Source organism: Microbacterium sp. AG238, from assembly GCF_003610405.1.
Lineage (GTDB): Bacteria > Actinomycetota > Actinomycetes > Actinomycetales > Microbacteriaceae > Microbacterium.
On record NZ_RAQC01000003.1, the window covers coordinates 45,963 to 61,622 of the forward strand.

At 70.7% G+C, this 15,660-nt stretch carries 8 protein-coding genes; 4 read left to right on the forward strand and 4 right to left on the reverse strand.

The window, feature by feature from the left end; genetic code table 11:
- Positions 1–73 precede the first annotated feature (73 nt).
- From DEU36_RS15405 to DEU36_RS15420, 4 genes are read right to left on the reverse strand one after another with little or no spacing between them, the layout of a single operon-like run.
- On the reverse strand, positions 74–2,038 hold the full coding sequence (locus DEU36_RS15405; RefSeq protein WP_120265224.1) for a glycoside hydrolase family 127 protein: 1,965 nt from the start codon (positions 2,036–2,038) through the stop codon (positions 74–76).
- 2 nt (positions 2,039–2,040) lie between these two features.
- On the reverse strand, positions 2,041–2,964 hold the full coding sequence (locus DEU36_RS15410) for a carbohydrate ABC transporter permease (protein WP_220700952.1): 924 nt from the start codon (positions 2,962–2,964) through the stop codon (positions 2,041–2,043).
- Between the two features lies 1 nt (position 2,965).
- Positions 2,966–3,874 (reverse strand): carbohydrate ABC transporter permease, encoded by a 909-nt coding sequence (locus DEU36_RS15415; protein WP_259455410.1) that lies wholly within the window; start codon positions 3,872–3,874, stop codon positions 2,966–2,968.
- A 55-nt stretch (positions 3,875–3,929) separates the two neighbouring features.
- Positions 3,930–5,231: a sugar ABC transporter substrate-binding protein gene (locus DEU36_RS15420; protein ID WP_120265225.1), complete on the reverse strand. Its 1,302-nt coding sequence runs from the start codon at positions 5,229–5,231 to the stop codon at positions 3,930–3,932.
- A gap of 157 nt (positions 5,232–5,388) precedes the next feature.
- On the opposite strand from DEU36_RS15420, the gene DEU36_RS15425 reads away from it, so the two are divergent.
- The 4 genes from DEU36_RS15425 to DEU36_RS15440 all read left to right on the forward strand — a co-directional run bounded on the left by DEU36_RS15425 (position 5,389) and on the right by DEU36_RS15440 (position 15,643).
- The gene (locus DEU36_RS15425) at positions 5,389–6,411 is read left to right on the forward strand and encodes a LacI family DNA-binding transcriptional regulator (RefSeq protein WP_120265226.1); all 1,023 of its coding nucleotides are present in this window, start codon (positions 5,389–5,391) and stop codon (positions 6,409–6,411) included.
- A 132-nt stretch (positions 6,412–6,543) separates the two neighbouring features.
- On the forward strand, positions 6,544–12,753 hold the full coding sequence (locus DEU36_RS15430) for an OmpL47-type beta-barrel domain-containing protein (protein ID WP_120265227.1): 6,210 nt from the start codon (positions 6,544–6,546) through the stop codon (positions 12,751–12,753).
- A gap of 125 nt (positions 12,754–12,878) precedes the next feature.
- A complete protein-coding gene (locus DEU36_RS15435) occupies positions 12,879–13,886 on the forward strand; it encodes a hypothetical protein (RefSeq protein ID WP_120265228.1) in 1,008 nt (335 codons plus the stop codon).
- A gap of 50 nt (positions 13,887–13,936) precedes the next feature.
- Positions 13,937–15,643 carry a LuxR family transcriptional regulator gene (locus DEU36_RS15440; RefSeq protein ID WP_120265229.1) on the forward strand — a complete coding sequence of 569 codons (1,707 nt, stop codon included), beginning with the start codon at positions 13,937–13,939 and terminating at the stop codon, positions 15,641–15,643.
- Positions 15,644–15,660 lie beyond the last annotated feature (17 nt).

Consider the following 15,660-nt stretch of genomic DNA (forward strand, 5'->3'; position numbering starts at 1 on the left):
CGACCTGCCCGCACCCTACCGAGGGAACGCCCGGCTCGTGAGGGGTCAGCGAGACGCACGAGCCGGGCGGAACTCACTCCACGGGCAGCCAGACCCGCATCGTCGACGGGCCGCGGTTCGCCCAATCGTGGTACGCGACGAGGGGCACGAGATCGCCCGGAACGTCACCGGGCGATGCGCTCGCTGCGAGGTTGCCATATGGCCATCCGTCCGATTCGTCGGGCCGCAGGCCCACCCGGAGCCACACCCGGCCATCGCGCTCGACCGGGCTGGCATCGCGAGCGATGGTGGCTCGGCCGACGTCGGCGCCACCGGGCAGGTCGGTCGACTCGAGCGCCAGCACCTCGGGGCCGCGCTCGACCGCGACGCAACCGCGGACCGCGTCGATGCGAGCGTCGGGAACCACGAGGCGCGGCGTCATCGGCAGCTCGAGCGCGACGACCTCGCCGGCGCGGAAGTCGCGGCGCACCTCGACGCGGCCGGGCGAGACGGCGTCATCGTCGGTCACCGCGCCCGCGGCATCCCGAACGCGCAGGCGTGCCCCCTCGGCCCATTCGGGCACGCGCAGCGACAGGGTCCACGCGCCACCGGCATCCTCGCCGACGGTCACCCGCACGACGCCGTCGGCGGGGTACGCCGTCTGCACGTCGAGCGACACGATGCGGCCGTCGGGGAGGGTCGTGCGGATCTCGGACGGTGCGTACTGGTGCAGCTGCACGCCCTCGTCGTCGGCGGTCGCCACGTAGGCGTCGAGGCTCGCGAGCGTTCGCGCCACGTTCGGCGGGCAGCACGACACCTCGAACCACGGCGCGCGCAGCGACGATGACGCACGCGGCGACGTGCCCTCGGGATCCGCCTCGACGCCGGGCACGCGCTGATGCAGCGTATTGGCGTAGAAGAAGCTGCGACCGTCGGCCGCCGGTGACGTCGCTACAACGTTGTAGAGCGTGCGTTCGATGAGGTCGGCGTACGCGGCATCCCCCTCGGCGAGCAGCAGTCGCCATGAGAACATGATCGACGCGATGCCGGCGCACGTCTCGGAGTAGGCGCGGTCGGGCGGCAACTCCCAGTCGTCGCCGAACGCCTCGTCCTGGTGGTGCGACCCCTGACCGCCCGTGATGTAGGTGCGACGGCCCCGGGTGCGGGCCCACTGGTTTCGCAGGGCGCCGAGCAGCTCGTCGTCGTCCGCGTCGACGGCCACGTCGACCGCTCCGGCGGCGAGGTAGTTGGCGCGCACGGCGTGGCCCGCGAGGGCGTCGGCGTCGCGCACGGGCACGTCGTCCTGAAAGTACGTGCGCCCGAACTCGATGTCGCGCAGCGTCTCGTGTCCGCGCCGCTCGATGAACAGTTCCGCCTGTTCGCGGTACCGCTCTTCTCCGGTCACGCGGGCGAGTTCGGCCAGTGCCGTCTCGACTTCAGGATGCCCGCAGAATGCCGGGATGCCGCTCGGCCCGAAGACCTCGCACACGAGGTCGGCGGCGCGCCGGGCGATGCCGAGCAAGCCGTCGTCCGCCCCGGGCCGCGTGCGCTCGCGAGCCACGGCCGCCTGGAACAGATGGCCGAGGCAGTACAGCTCGTGCCCCCACTCGAGGTCTGACCAGCGCGGCTGCTGGCCGGGGCGGCCGAACCGGGTGTTCAGGTAGCCGTCGGGTTCTTGGGCGGCTGCGACGCGGGCGACGACGGAGCGCAGCGTGGCGTCGAGGTCGGAATCGTCGCTGCGGCCGATCTCCCAGGCCGCGGCCTCGAGGTACTTGTAGACCTCCGAGTCGGAGAACTCGCGCCCGCGGCGTCCGGCGGGCAGGGTGCCGGCAGCGGCGAGATCGAAGTTGGGCAGCCAGCCCTCCGATTCGAGGCGCCCGAGCACATGGCCGAGGGTGTGCGCGGCATTGATGCGCTGCCGCTCGCCCCAGAAGCCTCCGGTGATCCGCACCTCGTGCAGGCCGAGGGGCCGCAGCCGGGAACGAGCGGGCACGACGGGGGCGGCAGCGACCGCGGAGGCCGCCGAGCCGATGGAATGTGCGGGAAAGGTAGTCGACATGGTCATCCCTTGAAAGCGCCCGACATGAAGCCGCGCACGTAGTGACGTTGAAGGATCAGGAACAGCACGATGCAGGGCAGCGCGAGCACGACGACACCGGCCTCGGTGACCCCGTAGTCGATGACGCCCATCGTCTGGCCGCGCAGGTTCGCCACCGCCAGGGGCAACGTGATGCGCGAGGTGTCGTTGATGAGGATGAGCGGTGCGATGAAGTCGTTCCACGCGGTGAGGAACGCGAACAGGCCCACCGTGATGAGGCCGGGCTTGACCGCGGGGAGCATCACGCGCCACAGCGCGGTGAGGCTCGTGCATCCGTCGACCAGCGCCGCCTCATCGAGCTCGCGCGGCACCGACTCGAACGAGATCCGCATCATGAACATCGAGAACGGCAGCTGGAACATCGTCAGCACCAGCGCCACCCCGACGAGCGAGTTCTGCAGGCCGACGGCGTTGAGGATGACGTACAGCGGGATCAGCAGCGTCGCGTACGGCACCATGAGGATCGCCAGCACCAGCAGGAACAGCATGTTCTTGCCGGGGAAGTGGAATCGCGCGAAGGCGTACCCGCCGAAGAACGACACCAGCAGCGTCAGCGCGACGGTCAGCAGCGAGACGAAGAGCGAGTTGCCGAGGTAGACCCAGATGCCCGACTGGAAGTTGGCGAGCGTGACGTAGTTGCCGAACCCCCAGCCGTCGGACTGGCTCGTGCCGGCCTGCGGGCTCACCGAGGCGACTCCGGTCCACACGAGCGGGTACAGGAAGATGATCGCCAGCGCACCCGTGAACACGGTCGAGGGGATGCCCCACAGCAGGCGTCCCGTGGGGCGGCGGTGCGCGCGCGTCCGGCGCTGGGGAGCGACGATCGTCCGAGTGGTGTCGGGAGCGGCGGGCGGGACGGAGCCCGCCGGGGCGTCGGTCAAAGCCATGTCAGGCCTCCTCGGGGCGACGGAACGCGCGCAGCTGCACGACGTTGATGACGACCAGGGCGAGCAGGATGATCACCGACAGCGCCGCGGCGACGCCGAGGTTGTTCTGCCCCTGGAACGCGATGTTGTAGATGAGCTGCACGACGGTCATCGTGCTGTTGTCGGGGCCGCCCTTGGTCAGGATGTAGAACTGGTCGAACGCCAGCAGCGAGCCGGTGACGCACATGACGGTCGTCAGCGCGAACGTCGGGCGCAGCAGCGGCACCGTGATGTCGCGGAAGATCTGCCAGCGCGACGCGCCGTCGATGCGGGCGGCCTCGTAGACGTCTTCCGGGATGCCCTGCAGGCCCACGAGCAGCAGCAGCATGTAGAAGCCGGCGTACCGCCAGACGATGAGGAAGACTGTCGACCACAGGGCGCCGTCGGGCGTACCCAGGAACGTGATGCCCCACGACTCCATCAGCCCCGCGAACGGGCCCGCGATGGGCGAGTAGAGCACGTAGAAGAGCAGGGATGCCGAGGCGAGCCCCAGTGCGCTCGGCAGCAGGAACGCGGTGCGGAGGAAGCCCTTCCACGCGGTCGACTCCTGCACGAGCAGGGCGAGTCCGAGCCCCAGGCCGATGAGCAGCACGGTCGTGATCGCGGTGTAGATCAGGGTGAACCGCACCGAGTCCCAGAACAGCCGGTGATCGAGCGCCTCGGCGAAGTTGGTCGGGAAGTTCGGCCCCATGTTGCCGCGCAGGAGCGGCCAGTCCGACGCGGACATCTGCAGCACCAGTACGAGGGGGATGAGGAAGAGCGCGATGACGAACAGCGCCGTCGGGGCGGCGTACAGCCAGCCCTGCAGCGGCCCGCTCAGCGCCGTGCGCCGGTAGCGCGGGCGCCGCGTGGAAGTGACGGAGAGTGCCACGACATTCCTTTCGGAGGATGGGGGCGCCACCTGCGCGGCGGCGCCCCCGGGGGTATCACTGACCGAGGATCGCCGTGATCTCGTCGTTGTCGGCGTCGACCGTCGAGGTGCCTTCGAGCACGGCGTTGCGCACGAGCGTGAGCCAGGGGCTGCCCGGAGCGTTGAACGCCTGCTGGAAGTTGAGGGCGACGGGCGTCTGGCCCTCGGCGGCGACCTGGTTGATCGTCACCTGGCGCGGGTCGGCCGCGGCGTAGCTGTTCTCAGCGAGATCACCGCGCGATACGGCGCTGCCGTCCTTCGCGAGCACCTCGACCTGAGCGTCCTCCGACATCAGCCACGACAGGAAGTTCCATGCCTGCGCCGACTGCTTCGAGTCCTTCGAGATGCCGATGCCGTCGCCGCCGACGAACGTCGATGCGCCGCCGTCGACACCGGGGATGCCGGCGACTCCGGCCTCGAAGTCGAGGCCGGAGAGCAGGGTGGCCGGGAACGGCATGACGCCGACCTTGCCTTCCTGGAAGCCCGCGACCCACGTGGCGCCGGTCTCGTCGGCCGAACCGGGAGCGACAGCGCCCGCGTCTTCGAGGTCCTTCCAGGTCTTGTAGACCTCCTGCGCGGCGTCACCGGCCAGCAGCGACTCGGTGCCGTCGTCGCTCAGCACCTGCTCGCCCGATGCCCACACCGAGGGGAACCACGTGAAGACGAGGCATCCGCCGCAGTTCAGGCCCGTGGAGGTTCCCGAGACGCCGGGCTTGTTCAGCCCCTGCACGGCCTCGGCCGCCTCGGCGAACTCCGACAGCGTGGCGGGGGCCTTGTCGGGGTCGAGTCCGGCCTCGGCGAACAGCTCTTTGTTCCACATCAGCATCGACAGGTCGAGCACGAACGGCAGCACGTGCTCCTTGCCGTCGACCGTGCCGGCCGACAGATGGCCCTGGTTGATGTCGTCCTTGTAGTCGAGGCCGTCGATCTGCGCCGAGATGTCTTGGAACAGGCCCTGCTCGACCCAGTTCGGCACGTAGACGATGTCGGCGGCGAACAGGTCGGGGAGTCCTCCCGAGCCGGCGGCGGCACCGACCTTGGCGACGTAGTCGTCGTTGGGCACGACGGTGAGCTCGACCTGATTCTCGTGGCTGGCGTTGTACGCCTCGACGAGCAGCTTGGCCTGCCGCTCGAGCGGCGCTCGCGTCCACAGCGTCAGTGTCGTGCCGTCGTCGGTGCCCGCGGCCGGGATGTCGGCCGGCGCGGCACTGGTGCCGCCCCCGCTGGTCGAACATGCGGCGAGTCCGCCGACGAGGACGCCGGCGACGAGCGCGGCGGTCGCGGCCCGGAACGCCGGGCGGCGCCGGAATGGGGTCATTGCAGTCTCCTCTTGCTCTTCATTGAGCGGCTGCGCCGTTCGGGCGGGCACCGCCGGTGGGACGGGATCGAAAAAACCGAAATCCCTTTCGGGAAGGTAACGTGAGACTTGGTCGTCGTCAAGACGCCCATGGATAACGATGGAGAAACGGATCAGGATGCCTTCGACCGACCCGGCCCGCGCCGCCACCCTCAGCGACGTCGCCCAGCGTGCGGGGGTGTCGATCGCGACGGCATCCAAAGCCCTGAACGGGCGCGGCGATGTCGCGGCCGGCACTCGCCGGCGTGTGATGGCCGCGGCCGAGGAGCTGACCTTCACGCCCAACGCGATGGCGCGCGGCCTCCTGGCGGGACGGACCGGCACCGTCGGACTGCTCACGAGCGACCTCGAGGGCCGCTTCGTGCTGCCGATCCTCATGGGCGCCGAAGACGCCTTCGGCGCGGGGCAGGTGAACGTCTTCCTCTGCGACGCCCGCGGCGACGCCATCCGCGAGCAGCACCACCTGCGCGCCCTCCTCAGCCGGCGCGTCGACGGCATCATCGTCGTGGGGCGCCAGACCGATCCCCGGCCCTCGCTCGGTCAGGAGCTTCCGGTGCCGGTGGTGTACGCCTATTCGCCCTCCGACGACCCGCGCGACATGTCGCTCACGCCCGACAATCACGCGGGCGGGCGGCTCGCGATCGAGCATCTGCTCTCGTGCGGGCGTACCCGCATCGCCCACATCTCGGGCGACCCCACGTATGCCGCCGCCCAAGATCGCCTCGCGGGCGCGCGCGCCGCGCTCGCCGATGCCGGGCTGCAGTTCGTCGGCGAGCCCCTCTTCGCCGCGTGGACCGAGCACTGGGGCCGGGATGCCGCGGCGATGCTGCTGGAGCGGCATCCCGACATCGACGCCATCTTCTGCGGCTCCGACCAGATCGCCCGCGGCGTGCTCGACACCGCGCGCGACTTCGGTCGCGACGTTCCCGGCGATCTCGCCGTCATCGGCTACGACAACTGGGAGATCGTCGCCGCCAATGCGCGGCCGCCGCTCACCAGCGTCGACGCCAACCTGCAGCAGCTCGGTCGTCAGGCGGCCCAGCGCCTGTTCGAGGCCATCGACGGCGTGGCGGCGGAACCGGGAACGCGCCAGCTGCCCGTGCGCCTCGTCATTCGCGGATCGACGATCGCGCACCGCTGACGCTCTCGACGTGACTTTTTCGGTCTAGAGCGAAAAGTCCGAAAAGGATTGCGGAGAATATCGCCCCCTCGGTAGCGTGCCAGCCACGCACGCGTCGCTCATCGGTGAGCGGCGCCGAGAGGAACAGACACCGTGGACTGCACTCCGACGACCTCGCGTCGCATCGGGCGAACCGCGATCGCCACAGCGGCGGTCTCGGCCGTGCTCGCGGCGACCTTCGCTGTCGCCCCGGCGCACGCCGCCAACACCGACATCGGCTACCCGACCTTCACCGGTAGCCCCGACCCCATACCCGACACCGGCGTGACCTACACGCCGGGAAACCAGCTGCTGCGCATCTTCGAAGGCGACGTCGCCGCCGGTGCCGGCAGCAGTACCGATGACGACTTCTGGATGGACGAGATGCTCGCCCGCACCGGAACCGCGGGCAGCTTCGGCGACAACAACCAGTGGCTCTTCACCCGTGGTCGCGCCGCATTCATGAAGGAGCACGACCCGTCCGTGCTCGGCTTCGGCGGGCAGCTGGCCTACTGGGAGTCGATCGACGGCCGGGCCGGCTACACGATCACCGCGCGGGTAGGCGGCACCGACATCCCCCTCACCGAAGACAGCGCCCAGCGCAAGCAGACCCCGAGCTACTGGCGCAGCGTGCACCGCAACGCCGCCGCCGGCATCGAGGTCGTGCAGACGAAGTTCATCACCGACGCGAACGTCCTCGTGACGAACCTCGACGTCCGCGCCACGGCGGGCGCCGTCGACGTCGAGCTGGTCGTCTCATCGCCGTACGCCACGACGGCCGAAGGCGAGGAGCTGACCGGCCACGTCGCCGCGCTCAACGACCTGACCAAGCTCACGCCGCGCCTGTCGGGCGACGGCTTCGCCCCCGCGGGCGAGACGCTGCGTCAGACCGTCGGCGTGCCAGCCGGGGGATCGGTCTCGACGAAAGTGCAGCTCGCGCTCGTCACCGACGAGATCGCCGCCTCGCGCGCCGACTACGACGTGCTGCGCGCACAGACGCCCGCTGAGGCGTACACGGCACACGTCACCGCGTACAACCGGTGGTGGGCCGAGAACGTGCCGTACCTCGACACCCCCGAAGACAACATCGACAAGACGCTCTACTACCGCTGGTGGCTGATGCGCTACAACTTCCTCGACGCCGACATGCCCGGCAACACCTACCAGTTCCCGACGGCGATGGAGGGCGTGCTCGGGTACAACAACTCGATCGTGCTCACCACGGGCATGTTCATCGACGACCTCAAGTACTTCCGCGACCCGATCTACTCGTACGGGCCGTGGGTGTCGGCGGGCGAGACGAGCAAGAGCTACAAGTTCGTCGATAACCCCGGCGACCCCGCCAACTGGTCGAACAGCTACACGCAGTACATCTCCGAAGCCGCCTGGCGTGCCTACGAGCTGCACGGCGGCCCGACCGCCATCGCGCAGAATCTCGCAGAGTACGCCGAATACGACGTGAAGGGCCTCGTCGACGCCTACGACAACAACGGCAACGGGCTCATCGAGTACAACTGGGGCGCGATGACCGGGAACGACGCCGACGCCGTGTCGTTCCACTGGAAGGGCGGCTACCAGGACCGCGCCGAGAACGCCTACCTCTACTCCAACGCGCTCGCCGCGGCCGAGGCCTACCGGGTCGCCGGCGACACCGCCAAAGCCGACGAGATGGATGCCTTCGCGCAGAACATCAAGACCCAGGTCATGGACGTGCTCTGGAACCCCGAACGCAAGCTCCTCGAGCACGCGATGGCCAGCGACGGCGAGCACGTGCCGTGGAAGGAGATCAACAACTACTACCCGTTCACCGTCGGCCTCGTCCCGAAGCCCGGTGACAGCGACTACGACGACGACTACGTCGAGGCCCTGCGGCTCTTCGCCGACGACGAGCAGTACCCGATCTTCCCCTTCTACACCGCGAACCAGGCCGACCAGGCCGCGTACGCCGCGACCGGCGGTCAGGGCAGCAACAACTTCTCCGTCATCAACTCGACCGTGATGTTCCGGATGCTCAGCACCGTGCTGCGCGAGTATCCCACCGACGCGATCGACGCCGAGTGGTACAAGAAGCTCCTCTACTGGAACGCGTGGGCGCACTACCAGAACGGCGGCGACAACCGCCTGCCCGACCAGAACGAGTTCTGGGCGAACGGCTCAGCCGACCCGCAGACGATCGACTACCGTTCGTGGATCCACCACACGATCCTCGGCGCGACGAACTTCACGATGATCGAGGATGCGATGGGCGTGCGCACGCGCGGCGACGCCAAGATCGAGCTCGACCCGATCGCGATCGGCTGGGACCATTTCACGGCGAACAACATCCGCTATCGCGACCGCGATCTCACGGTCACCTGGGATCAGCCGGGCGGCGAGCGGCACTACGGCGACAGCGTGCCCGAGGGGTACTCGGTGTTCCTCGACGGCGAGCTGGCGTTCACCGTAGACGACCTCGCCCACGTCGTCTACGATCCCGCGACGGGCTCGGTCGAGATCGTCGACGGCGACGCGTCGGTGATGACCGCGACGACATCCGCCGTGCAGTCCCCGCAAGAGGTGCGGTTCGCCGACGACGCGCGCGTGGTCGACCTCTTCGCCAAGGCCGGTGCCGACATCCAGACCGCGAGCACGGGCACCCCGAACCTGGCGGCATCGGCGACCGCGACCTTCTCGGCGCCGAGCCGCGAGCCCGCCGGAGCGGTCGACGGCACCACGATCAACGAGCCCTTCTGGGGCACGGCCGGGTCACCCGACCCGATCGACGCCCTGACGGTCGAACTCGGCGGTGAGCAGGCGTTCGACGACGTCCGCGTGTACTTCTACGACAGCTCGTCGTCGGCGACCGTGCCCGGATATGCCGAGCCCTCGGTCTACACCCTCGAGGTGCGGCGCAACGGCGAATGGGCGATGATCCCGGCGCAGGCGCGGACGCCCGCCTACCCGCGAGCGAACTACAACCGCATCCAGTTCCCCGAGGTCACCGGTGACGCGGTGCGATTGACCGTCGCGCACGCCGCAGGCGCGAAGACCGGCGTGAAGGAGCTGCAGGTCTTCCGCACCGGGCTTCCGGCGCCCGAGTCGACGAACCAGGCGCCGCTCGTCACCGCCTGGGAGAATCGCCAGGCGTCAGCGGGCGGGGCGGCTGCCCTGATCGGAACCGTGAAAGACGACGGCCTGCCCGGCGGTGACCTCACCGCGCAGTGGAGCGTCGAGAGTGCGCCGGAGGGAGCCACCGTGCTCTTCGACGACGCGACCGCCGCCACCACGACGGCCCGGTTCTCGTCCGAGGGCGCGTACGTGCTGCGCCTGACCGCGTCCGACGGAGAGAAGACCTCGTTCGCCGACGTCACGGTGCAGGGGGCTCCTGCCGGCGCGGGCGAGAACATCGCACCCGCCGCGCTCCCCACCGCCGAGTACACCGCGTCGTGGAACAACGTGCGCGCCGTCAACGACGGCAAGGTGCTGTTCACCGGCGGGGCCCAGAGCGACATCTGGGGTACGTGGTCGGGCAACCACCCGGCCACTCGCTGGCTGCAATACGAATGGCAGACTCCGCAGCGCATCGCGGGAGCGGAGATCAGCTTCTGGCGCGATCAGGCGGATGCCGGCTCGACGAGCGGGGTCAATGTGCCTCGGGCCTGGAAGGCGCAGTACTGGACCGGATCGGCGTGGGCCGACGTCTCCGGAGCCTCGGATTACGGCATCGCCCGAGACGCCTCGAACGCCGTCACCTTCGACGCCGTGACCACGACGCGTCTGCGGGTCGTGCTCGAGGCCGCGGGCACGGGCTCGACACGGGCGGCGGTCGCCGTCAGCGAGCTGGCCGTGTTCGCCGACGCGCCCGTCGCCATCGAGCCGATCGACATCCGCACGACGGTGGGCACGCTGCCGCAGCTTCCTGCGACCGTCAGCGCGACCTTCGGCGACGGCAGCGCGGCAGACCTCACCGTCGCCTGGCCCGCCGTCACCGACGCCCAGGTCGCGGGCGAGGGCAGCTTCACGCTGTCGGGCATCGTCCCGGGCTCGCCGGTGCCGGCGAAGGCCACGGTGTGGGTGCGGGCCACTCCGCCCGGACAGATCAACCTGGTCGACCCGGTGGCCGTCCGGACGCTGCCGGAGATGGCACCCGCCCTTCCGGCGACGGTCGGCGTGCTCTACAACGACGGATCGCGCGAAGACCTGCCGGTGACCTGGAACGACGTGGATGCGGCATCGTACGCTCAGCCTGGTCAGTTCACCGTCGGCGGCACCGTGCAGACCGACCTGCCCGGCACCACCGCCGCTTCGGCCACGGTGACCGTGGGCGAGGGCTCCGCCGACACCTCGGCACCGAGCGTCGCCTTCGAGGTCGCACCCGCCGCGCCCGCATCAGGGTGGCACCGGGAGGATGTCGCCGTCACCGTCGAAGCGACCGACGACCGCGACTCGGCGCCGCGTATCGAGGTGCGGGTCGACGAGGGCGCGTGGGCGCCGTACATCGGGCCCGTGACGGTCACGGGCGAAGGCGTCCACACGGTGCAGGCTCGGGCGACGGATGCCGCGGGCAACATCTCCGACCCCGCATCGCAGCCCGTGCGCATCGATACGACGGCTCCCGCGCTCGAGGCGGTCGTCGACGCCGTGTCGCGCACCGTGAAGGCGAGCGCGACCGATGCCGGTTCGGGCGTCGCCTCGATCGAGTACCGGCTCGACGAGGGCGAGGACTGGGCGCCGCTCACCCGCAGCCTGCTCGTCGGCCTCGACGAGACGCGAGTGGAACTGCGGGCGACGGATGCCGCGGGCAACGTCTCGGCGGTGATCGAGCGGGTCGTGCCCGAGGCTGACGGCACCCAGCGGCGCAACCTGGCCCTGCTGGCCGCGCCCACGGCATCCGGAACGGCGGCGTGGAACACCGTCGCCGGGCTGAACGACGACGTGCAGCCGACGTCGTCGGGAGATGTCACCCCGAGCGACAACGCCCATGTCTGGGGAGTGTGGCCGCAGGTGAGCCCGCAGTGGGTGCAGTACGACTGGCCCGAAGACGTTCGGATCGGTTCGGTCGGGGTCTACTTCGTCTCGAACCTCGACGCGCAGGGACTCGGCATCGATGTGCCGAAGGACTGGCAAACGGAGTACTGGGATGCCGAGACCGAGGCCTGGGTCGCCGTGAGGGCCACCGGCGCGTACGGCACGGCCACCGACGCCTTCAACACCGTCGAGTTCGACCCCGTCACCACGACGCGCCTGCGGCTGAACCTCACCCCGGTCGGTACCGAACAGGGCAAGGGCAGCGTCGGCATCAAGGAGTGGCAGGTGTGGGAGCAGCCCGACACGGTGGCCCCCGACACGCAGGCTCCGGTCGTGACCGCCGCCGTCACTCCGGCCGCGCCGGCCAGCGGCTGGTACGTCGAGTCACCGAGCGTGTCGGCGACCGCCATCGACGACCGCGATGCGGCCCCGGCCGTCGAGGTGCGCGTCGGTGACGGCGACTGGGGTGCGTACACGGCTCCCGTCAGCGTGGACGCGAACGGTGCGACGACGGTGCGGTTCCGCGCGACGGATGCGGCCGGCAATGCGTCGGACGAGCTCGCCGTCGAGGTGCGGCGCGACGCCGTCGTGCCGGAGGTGAGCACCGGGTGGGACGATCGTGCCCGCACCATCGCCCCGAGCGGGACCGACGCTCATTCCGGCATCGCGCTCGTCGAGTACCGCCTCGGCGACGGGGCCTGGACAGCGGTGAGCGGTGCCGTGGCCGTCGGCGACTCCGCCACGACGGTGCGGGTGCGGGCGATCGACATCGCCGGCAACGTGTCAGACGTCGTCACCGCCGAGATCCCGGCGAAGGCCGTCGATCCGGGTACCGGTGGGCCGGGCACGGCCGGCCCCGGTGCTGGCGGACCGGGTTCGGAGCCGAGCGGGTCGCTGACCGGCACCGAGATGCTGCGCGTCGGGGTGAGCCAGGTCGCGCCGGGCGGTCAGCTGCCCGTGAGCGTCTCGGGCGCGGCGCCGGGGACCGTGTTCGCGGTCGAGTTCCGGTCGACCCCGGTACGACTGGGCACCCTGATGGTGGGCGCCGACGGAACCGCATCCGGAGTGTTCACGGTGCCCGCTTACGCCGAGGCCGGAACGCACACCGTGGCGCTCGTCGTGCCCGATGGCGAACTGACGGCGCAGGTGACGGTCGTCACTGCCGGTGCGACCTCGGCGGTGACCCCGCCGCTCGCGTCGACGGGACAGGACGCCGGCGGACTCGCGAGCGTCGCCGGAGCGGGCGCGCTGGTGCTGCTGCTCGGACTGGTGCTCGCGGTCGTCGGCATCCGTCGCCACCGTCGCGGGCTCGTCTGACGGCCTGAGCAGCGCGCCGCGCGACACGAGCGGAGGGTCGGGGCGGGCATCCCCGGCCCTTCGCCCGTTCGCGCGTTCGCCCGCCGGGCTGGGCCTGGCGGCATCCCGCCTGCCAGCATGGCGGGATGAACCCCACGGACGACCTGCCCCAGCTCGGTTCCACACCCGTCGAACCCGCGGCGCTCGCCGAGAGGGGAGTCACGCTCGACGAGCTGCTGGCCTCGCTCGGCCTGCAGCTCGACCCGTTCACCGACGCGGACGACCTGCCCGCAGAGGGCTGGCGCGTGCTGCGTCAGTGGGACGGCACGTCTCTCGTGGGCGCGCCCGACCCCGCGCACCCCGGGATGTGGTTCGCCGGGCAGGGGTACTCCGAGACGCCCGAGCGAGGTCTGCATCTGCACGACGAAGCGCTACCCCTGCGGCCGAGCCCTGCCGAACGGCGCGCGGGTCTCGTCATGCGCTGGCCGAGCATCGTCGCGGACGACGATATGGCGACCGACTTCGCCGTCGACATCGTCAACACCGGCACGGAGCGGTGGATGCCGAACGGTGACGGCTTCCAGGCGATGGGCACCTTCACGCGCACACGCGACGCGAGCTACAGCGTCGGTTACATGCTCTCGGGCGTGCCGGCCGCGGAGCCGCTCGATCCTGGCGACTACGCGCGGGTCGCGGTGACGCTGGCGCGCGAGGTGTGGCACCAGCTCGAGCCGGGCACGGTCTGGCTGCACGTGCACTTCCCGGAGCTCGGGTCGCATCCCGAGCCGCTCCAGGTCGAGCTCACTCGCGGACGGATCGAGCTCGGGCGGGCCCGCACGCCGCGGCGAGATTCCCGCGGAGGGCGATCGGCGACGCGCCGCATGCTGACCGAGCGGATCGCCGCAGCCCGGACCGCGCGGGCCGCGCGACCCTCGCTCGTGGCGATCGCCGAGGTCGTCGCCGACGCGGAATCGGACGCCGAGATCGTCGAACGGGTGGCCGCTCTGCTCGGGTGTTCCGACGACGACGCGTCGCGCATCTACCACTCGCCCCTCAGCCACCTCGGGCCCAACGAACACGGGCGCATGGCTGCCGAGATCGCGCAGCACGAAGCGACCCTCGCCGAGCTCGATCGCGCTGCGTCATCCGGGTGAAGAAGAGCGTCCCGCACCTGGCAGAATGAACGCCGACAGAAGGGCGGCGGATGCCACGACCCCCTCTTCTCGACGAGGCCCGCACCGCGTGGCGACGTCGGGAGACCGAGACCGCCGTCCGCGCCGCGCTCGCCGCGCACGACGCCGGCGATCCCGACGGCCTCGCGCTGGCCTGCTCGATCGGGATGCGGGGCTACCGCGCCGACATGCTCGCCGCCCACCGGGACGATGTGACCGCGCTGCCCGACGGGGTGCTGCGCGAGGGCGTGCTGGCCATGCTGCAGATCGGCACCGGCGACCTCGACGGCGCCGCGCTCCGCATCCTCGCCCTGGCCGAGAGCGATGAGGCTGCCGAGAGCGGCACGATCGACCCGCTGGAGAGCGAGGGGATGCTGCTGCCGATGCTGCTGTCGTACCTCGCGACCGGCAGCGTCGCGTCGGCGTCGTGGGTGAACGCGCGGCGGTGCATCGACGCGGCCCGCGCGGCCATGGCCGCGGCATCCGCTGTCGAGGGCCGGGTGCCGGCTCCCGCCCATGTGCCGTTCGACCTGCTCGGACTCGACGCGATGGTCGAGCAGCACATGGGAGCGGGGGATGCCGCCCGCCGCGCACTCACCGAGACCCTCGCCCCGCTGCGGATGCGCAACAGCCTGTCGGACATCCACGCGCTCGCCCTCGTGAGCCTCGGCAGCGTCGAGCACCTGTCGGGGCGTCTCGGCGAAGCCGCGCTCAACCTCGCCCGCGGAGCCCGGCTCGCGCCCGCCTGGCGGCACGGGGTGCGTCTTCATGCCGAGGTCGAGCTCGCGTTCGTGCGTGTGCGCCAGGGATGGTGGCGCGATGCCGCCGAGGTCGTGCGCGCGACGGCGCCCCCGTCGGGGTTGATCGAGCACGACTGGCTCGAACCCCAGGCGCTCGCCGTGCACGGGCTGCTGCTCGCGCTCCGAGGCGACATGGCGGCGAGCCGGCCCGTCCTCGACCGGGCCGCGCTGCTGTGCCGCGACACCCCGTCGTTCCTCGCGCAGATGGTCATCACGCACGCCCGGATCATGATGGCGATCTCGCTGAGCGACTGGGCCGGACTGCGTCGCGCCCTCGAGGATGCCGCGGAGCCCGGGTACCGGCATCCGTACCGCGACGATGAATGGCGGATGCTGAACTCGCTCGCCTCGTGGCATCTCGGCCGTGTCGACGAGGTCAGGCGCGGCGTCACCGCATGGATGGCGCAACCGGGGTCGGATGCGAGCCCGTACGCGTGGGCCTTCATCTCGATCCTCGCCGAGCACGACGAGCGCTACGCCGAGGCGACGACCGCGGTCGACCGCGCCCTCGCGTTGCTGACGCTCGACCACGACCCGCTGGGACGCGCGTGGGTGCGCGTCGTCGCCGGCATCCACTACAGCCTCTTCGGCGCGCGCGGTCGGCCCGACCCGCGGCGCGCGCTCGCCGTCTACGAAGACGCCAGCGCCGAACTGCTGGAGCTCGGCGCGGTCGGTCTCGCGCGTCGCTACGACGAGGCCGTCGCCGCGACGACGACCGAGATGCAGCGCGGGTCACGGGGCGCCGACCCGACCGCGCGACTGACCGAACAGCAGCGAAAGGTGGCCGACGCGGTGGGACAGGGCTACACGAGCGGTGAGATCGCCGGGCTGCTGCACCTGTCGAAACGGACGGTCGACTACCACGTGGCCAACATCATGCGCCGCCTGGGGGTGTCGAGCCGCCGCGAGATCGCACGGGTTCTCGGCGGCAGGCGCTGAGCCGGGACGGTCGGGTG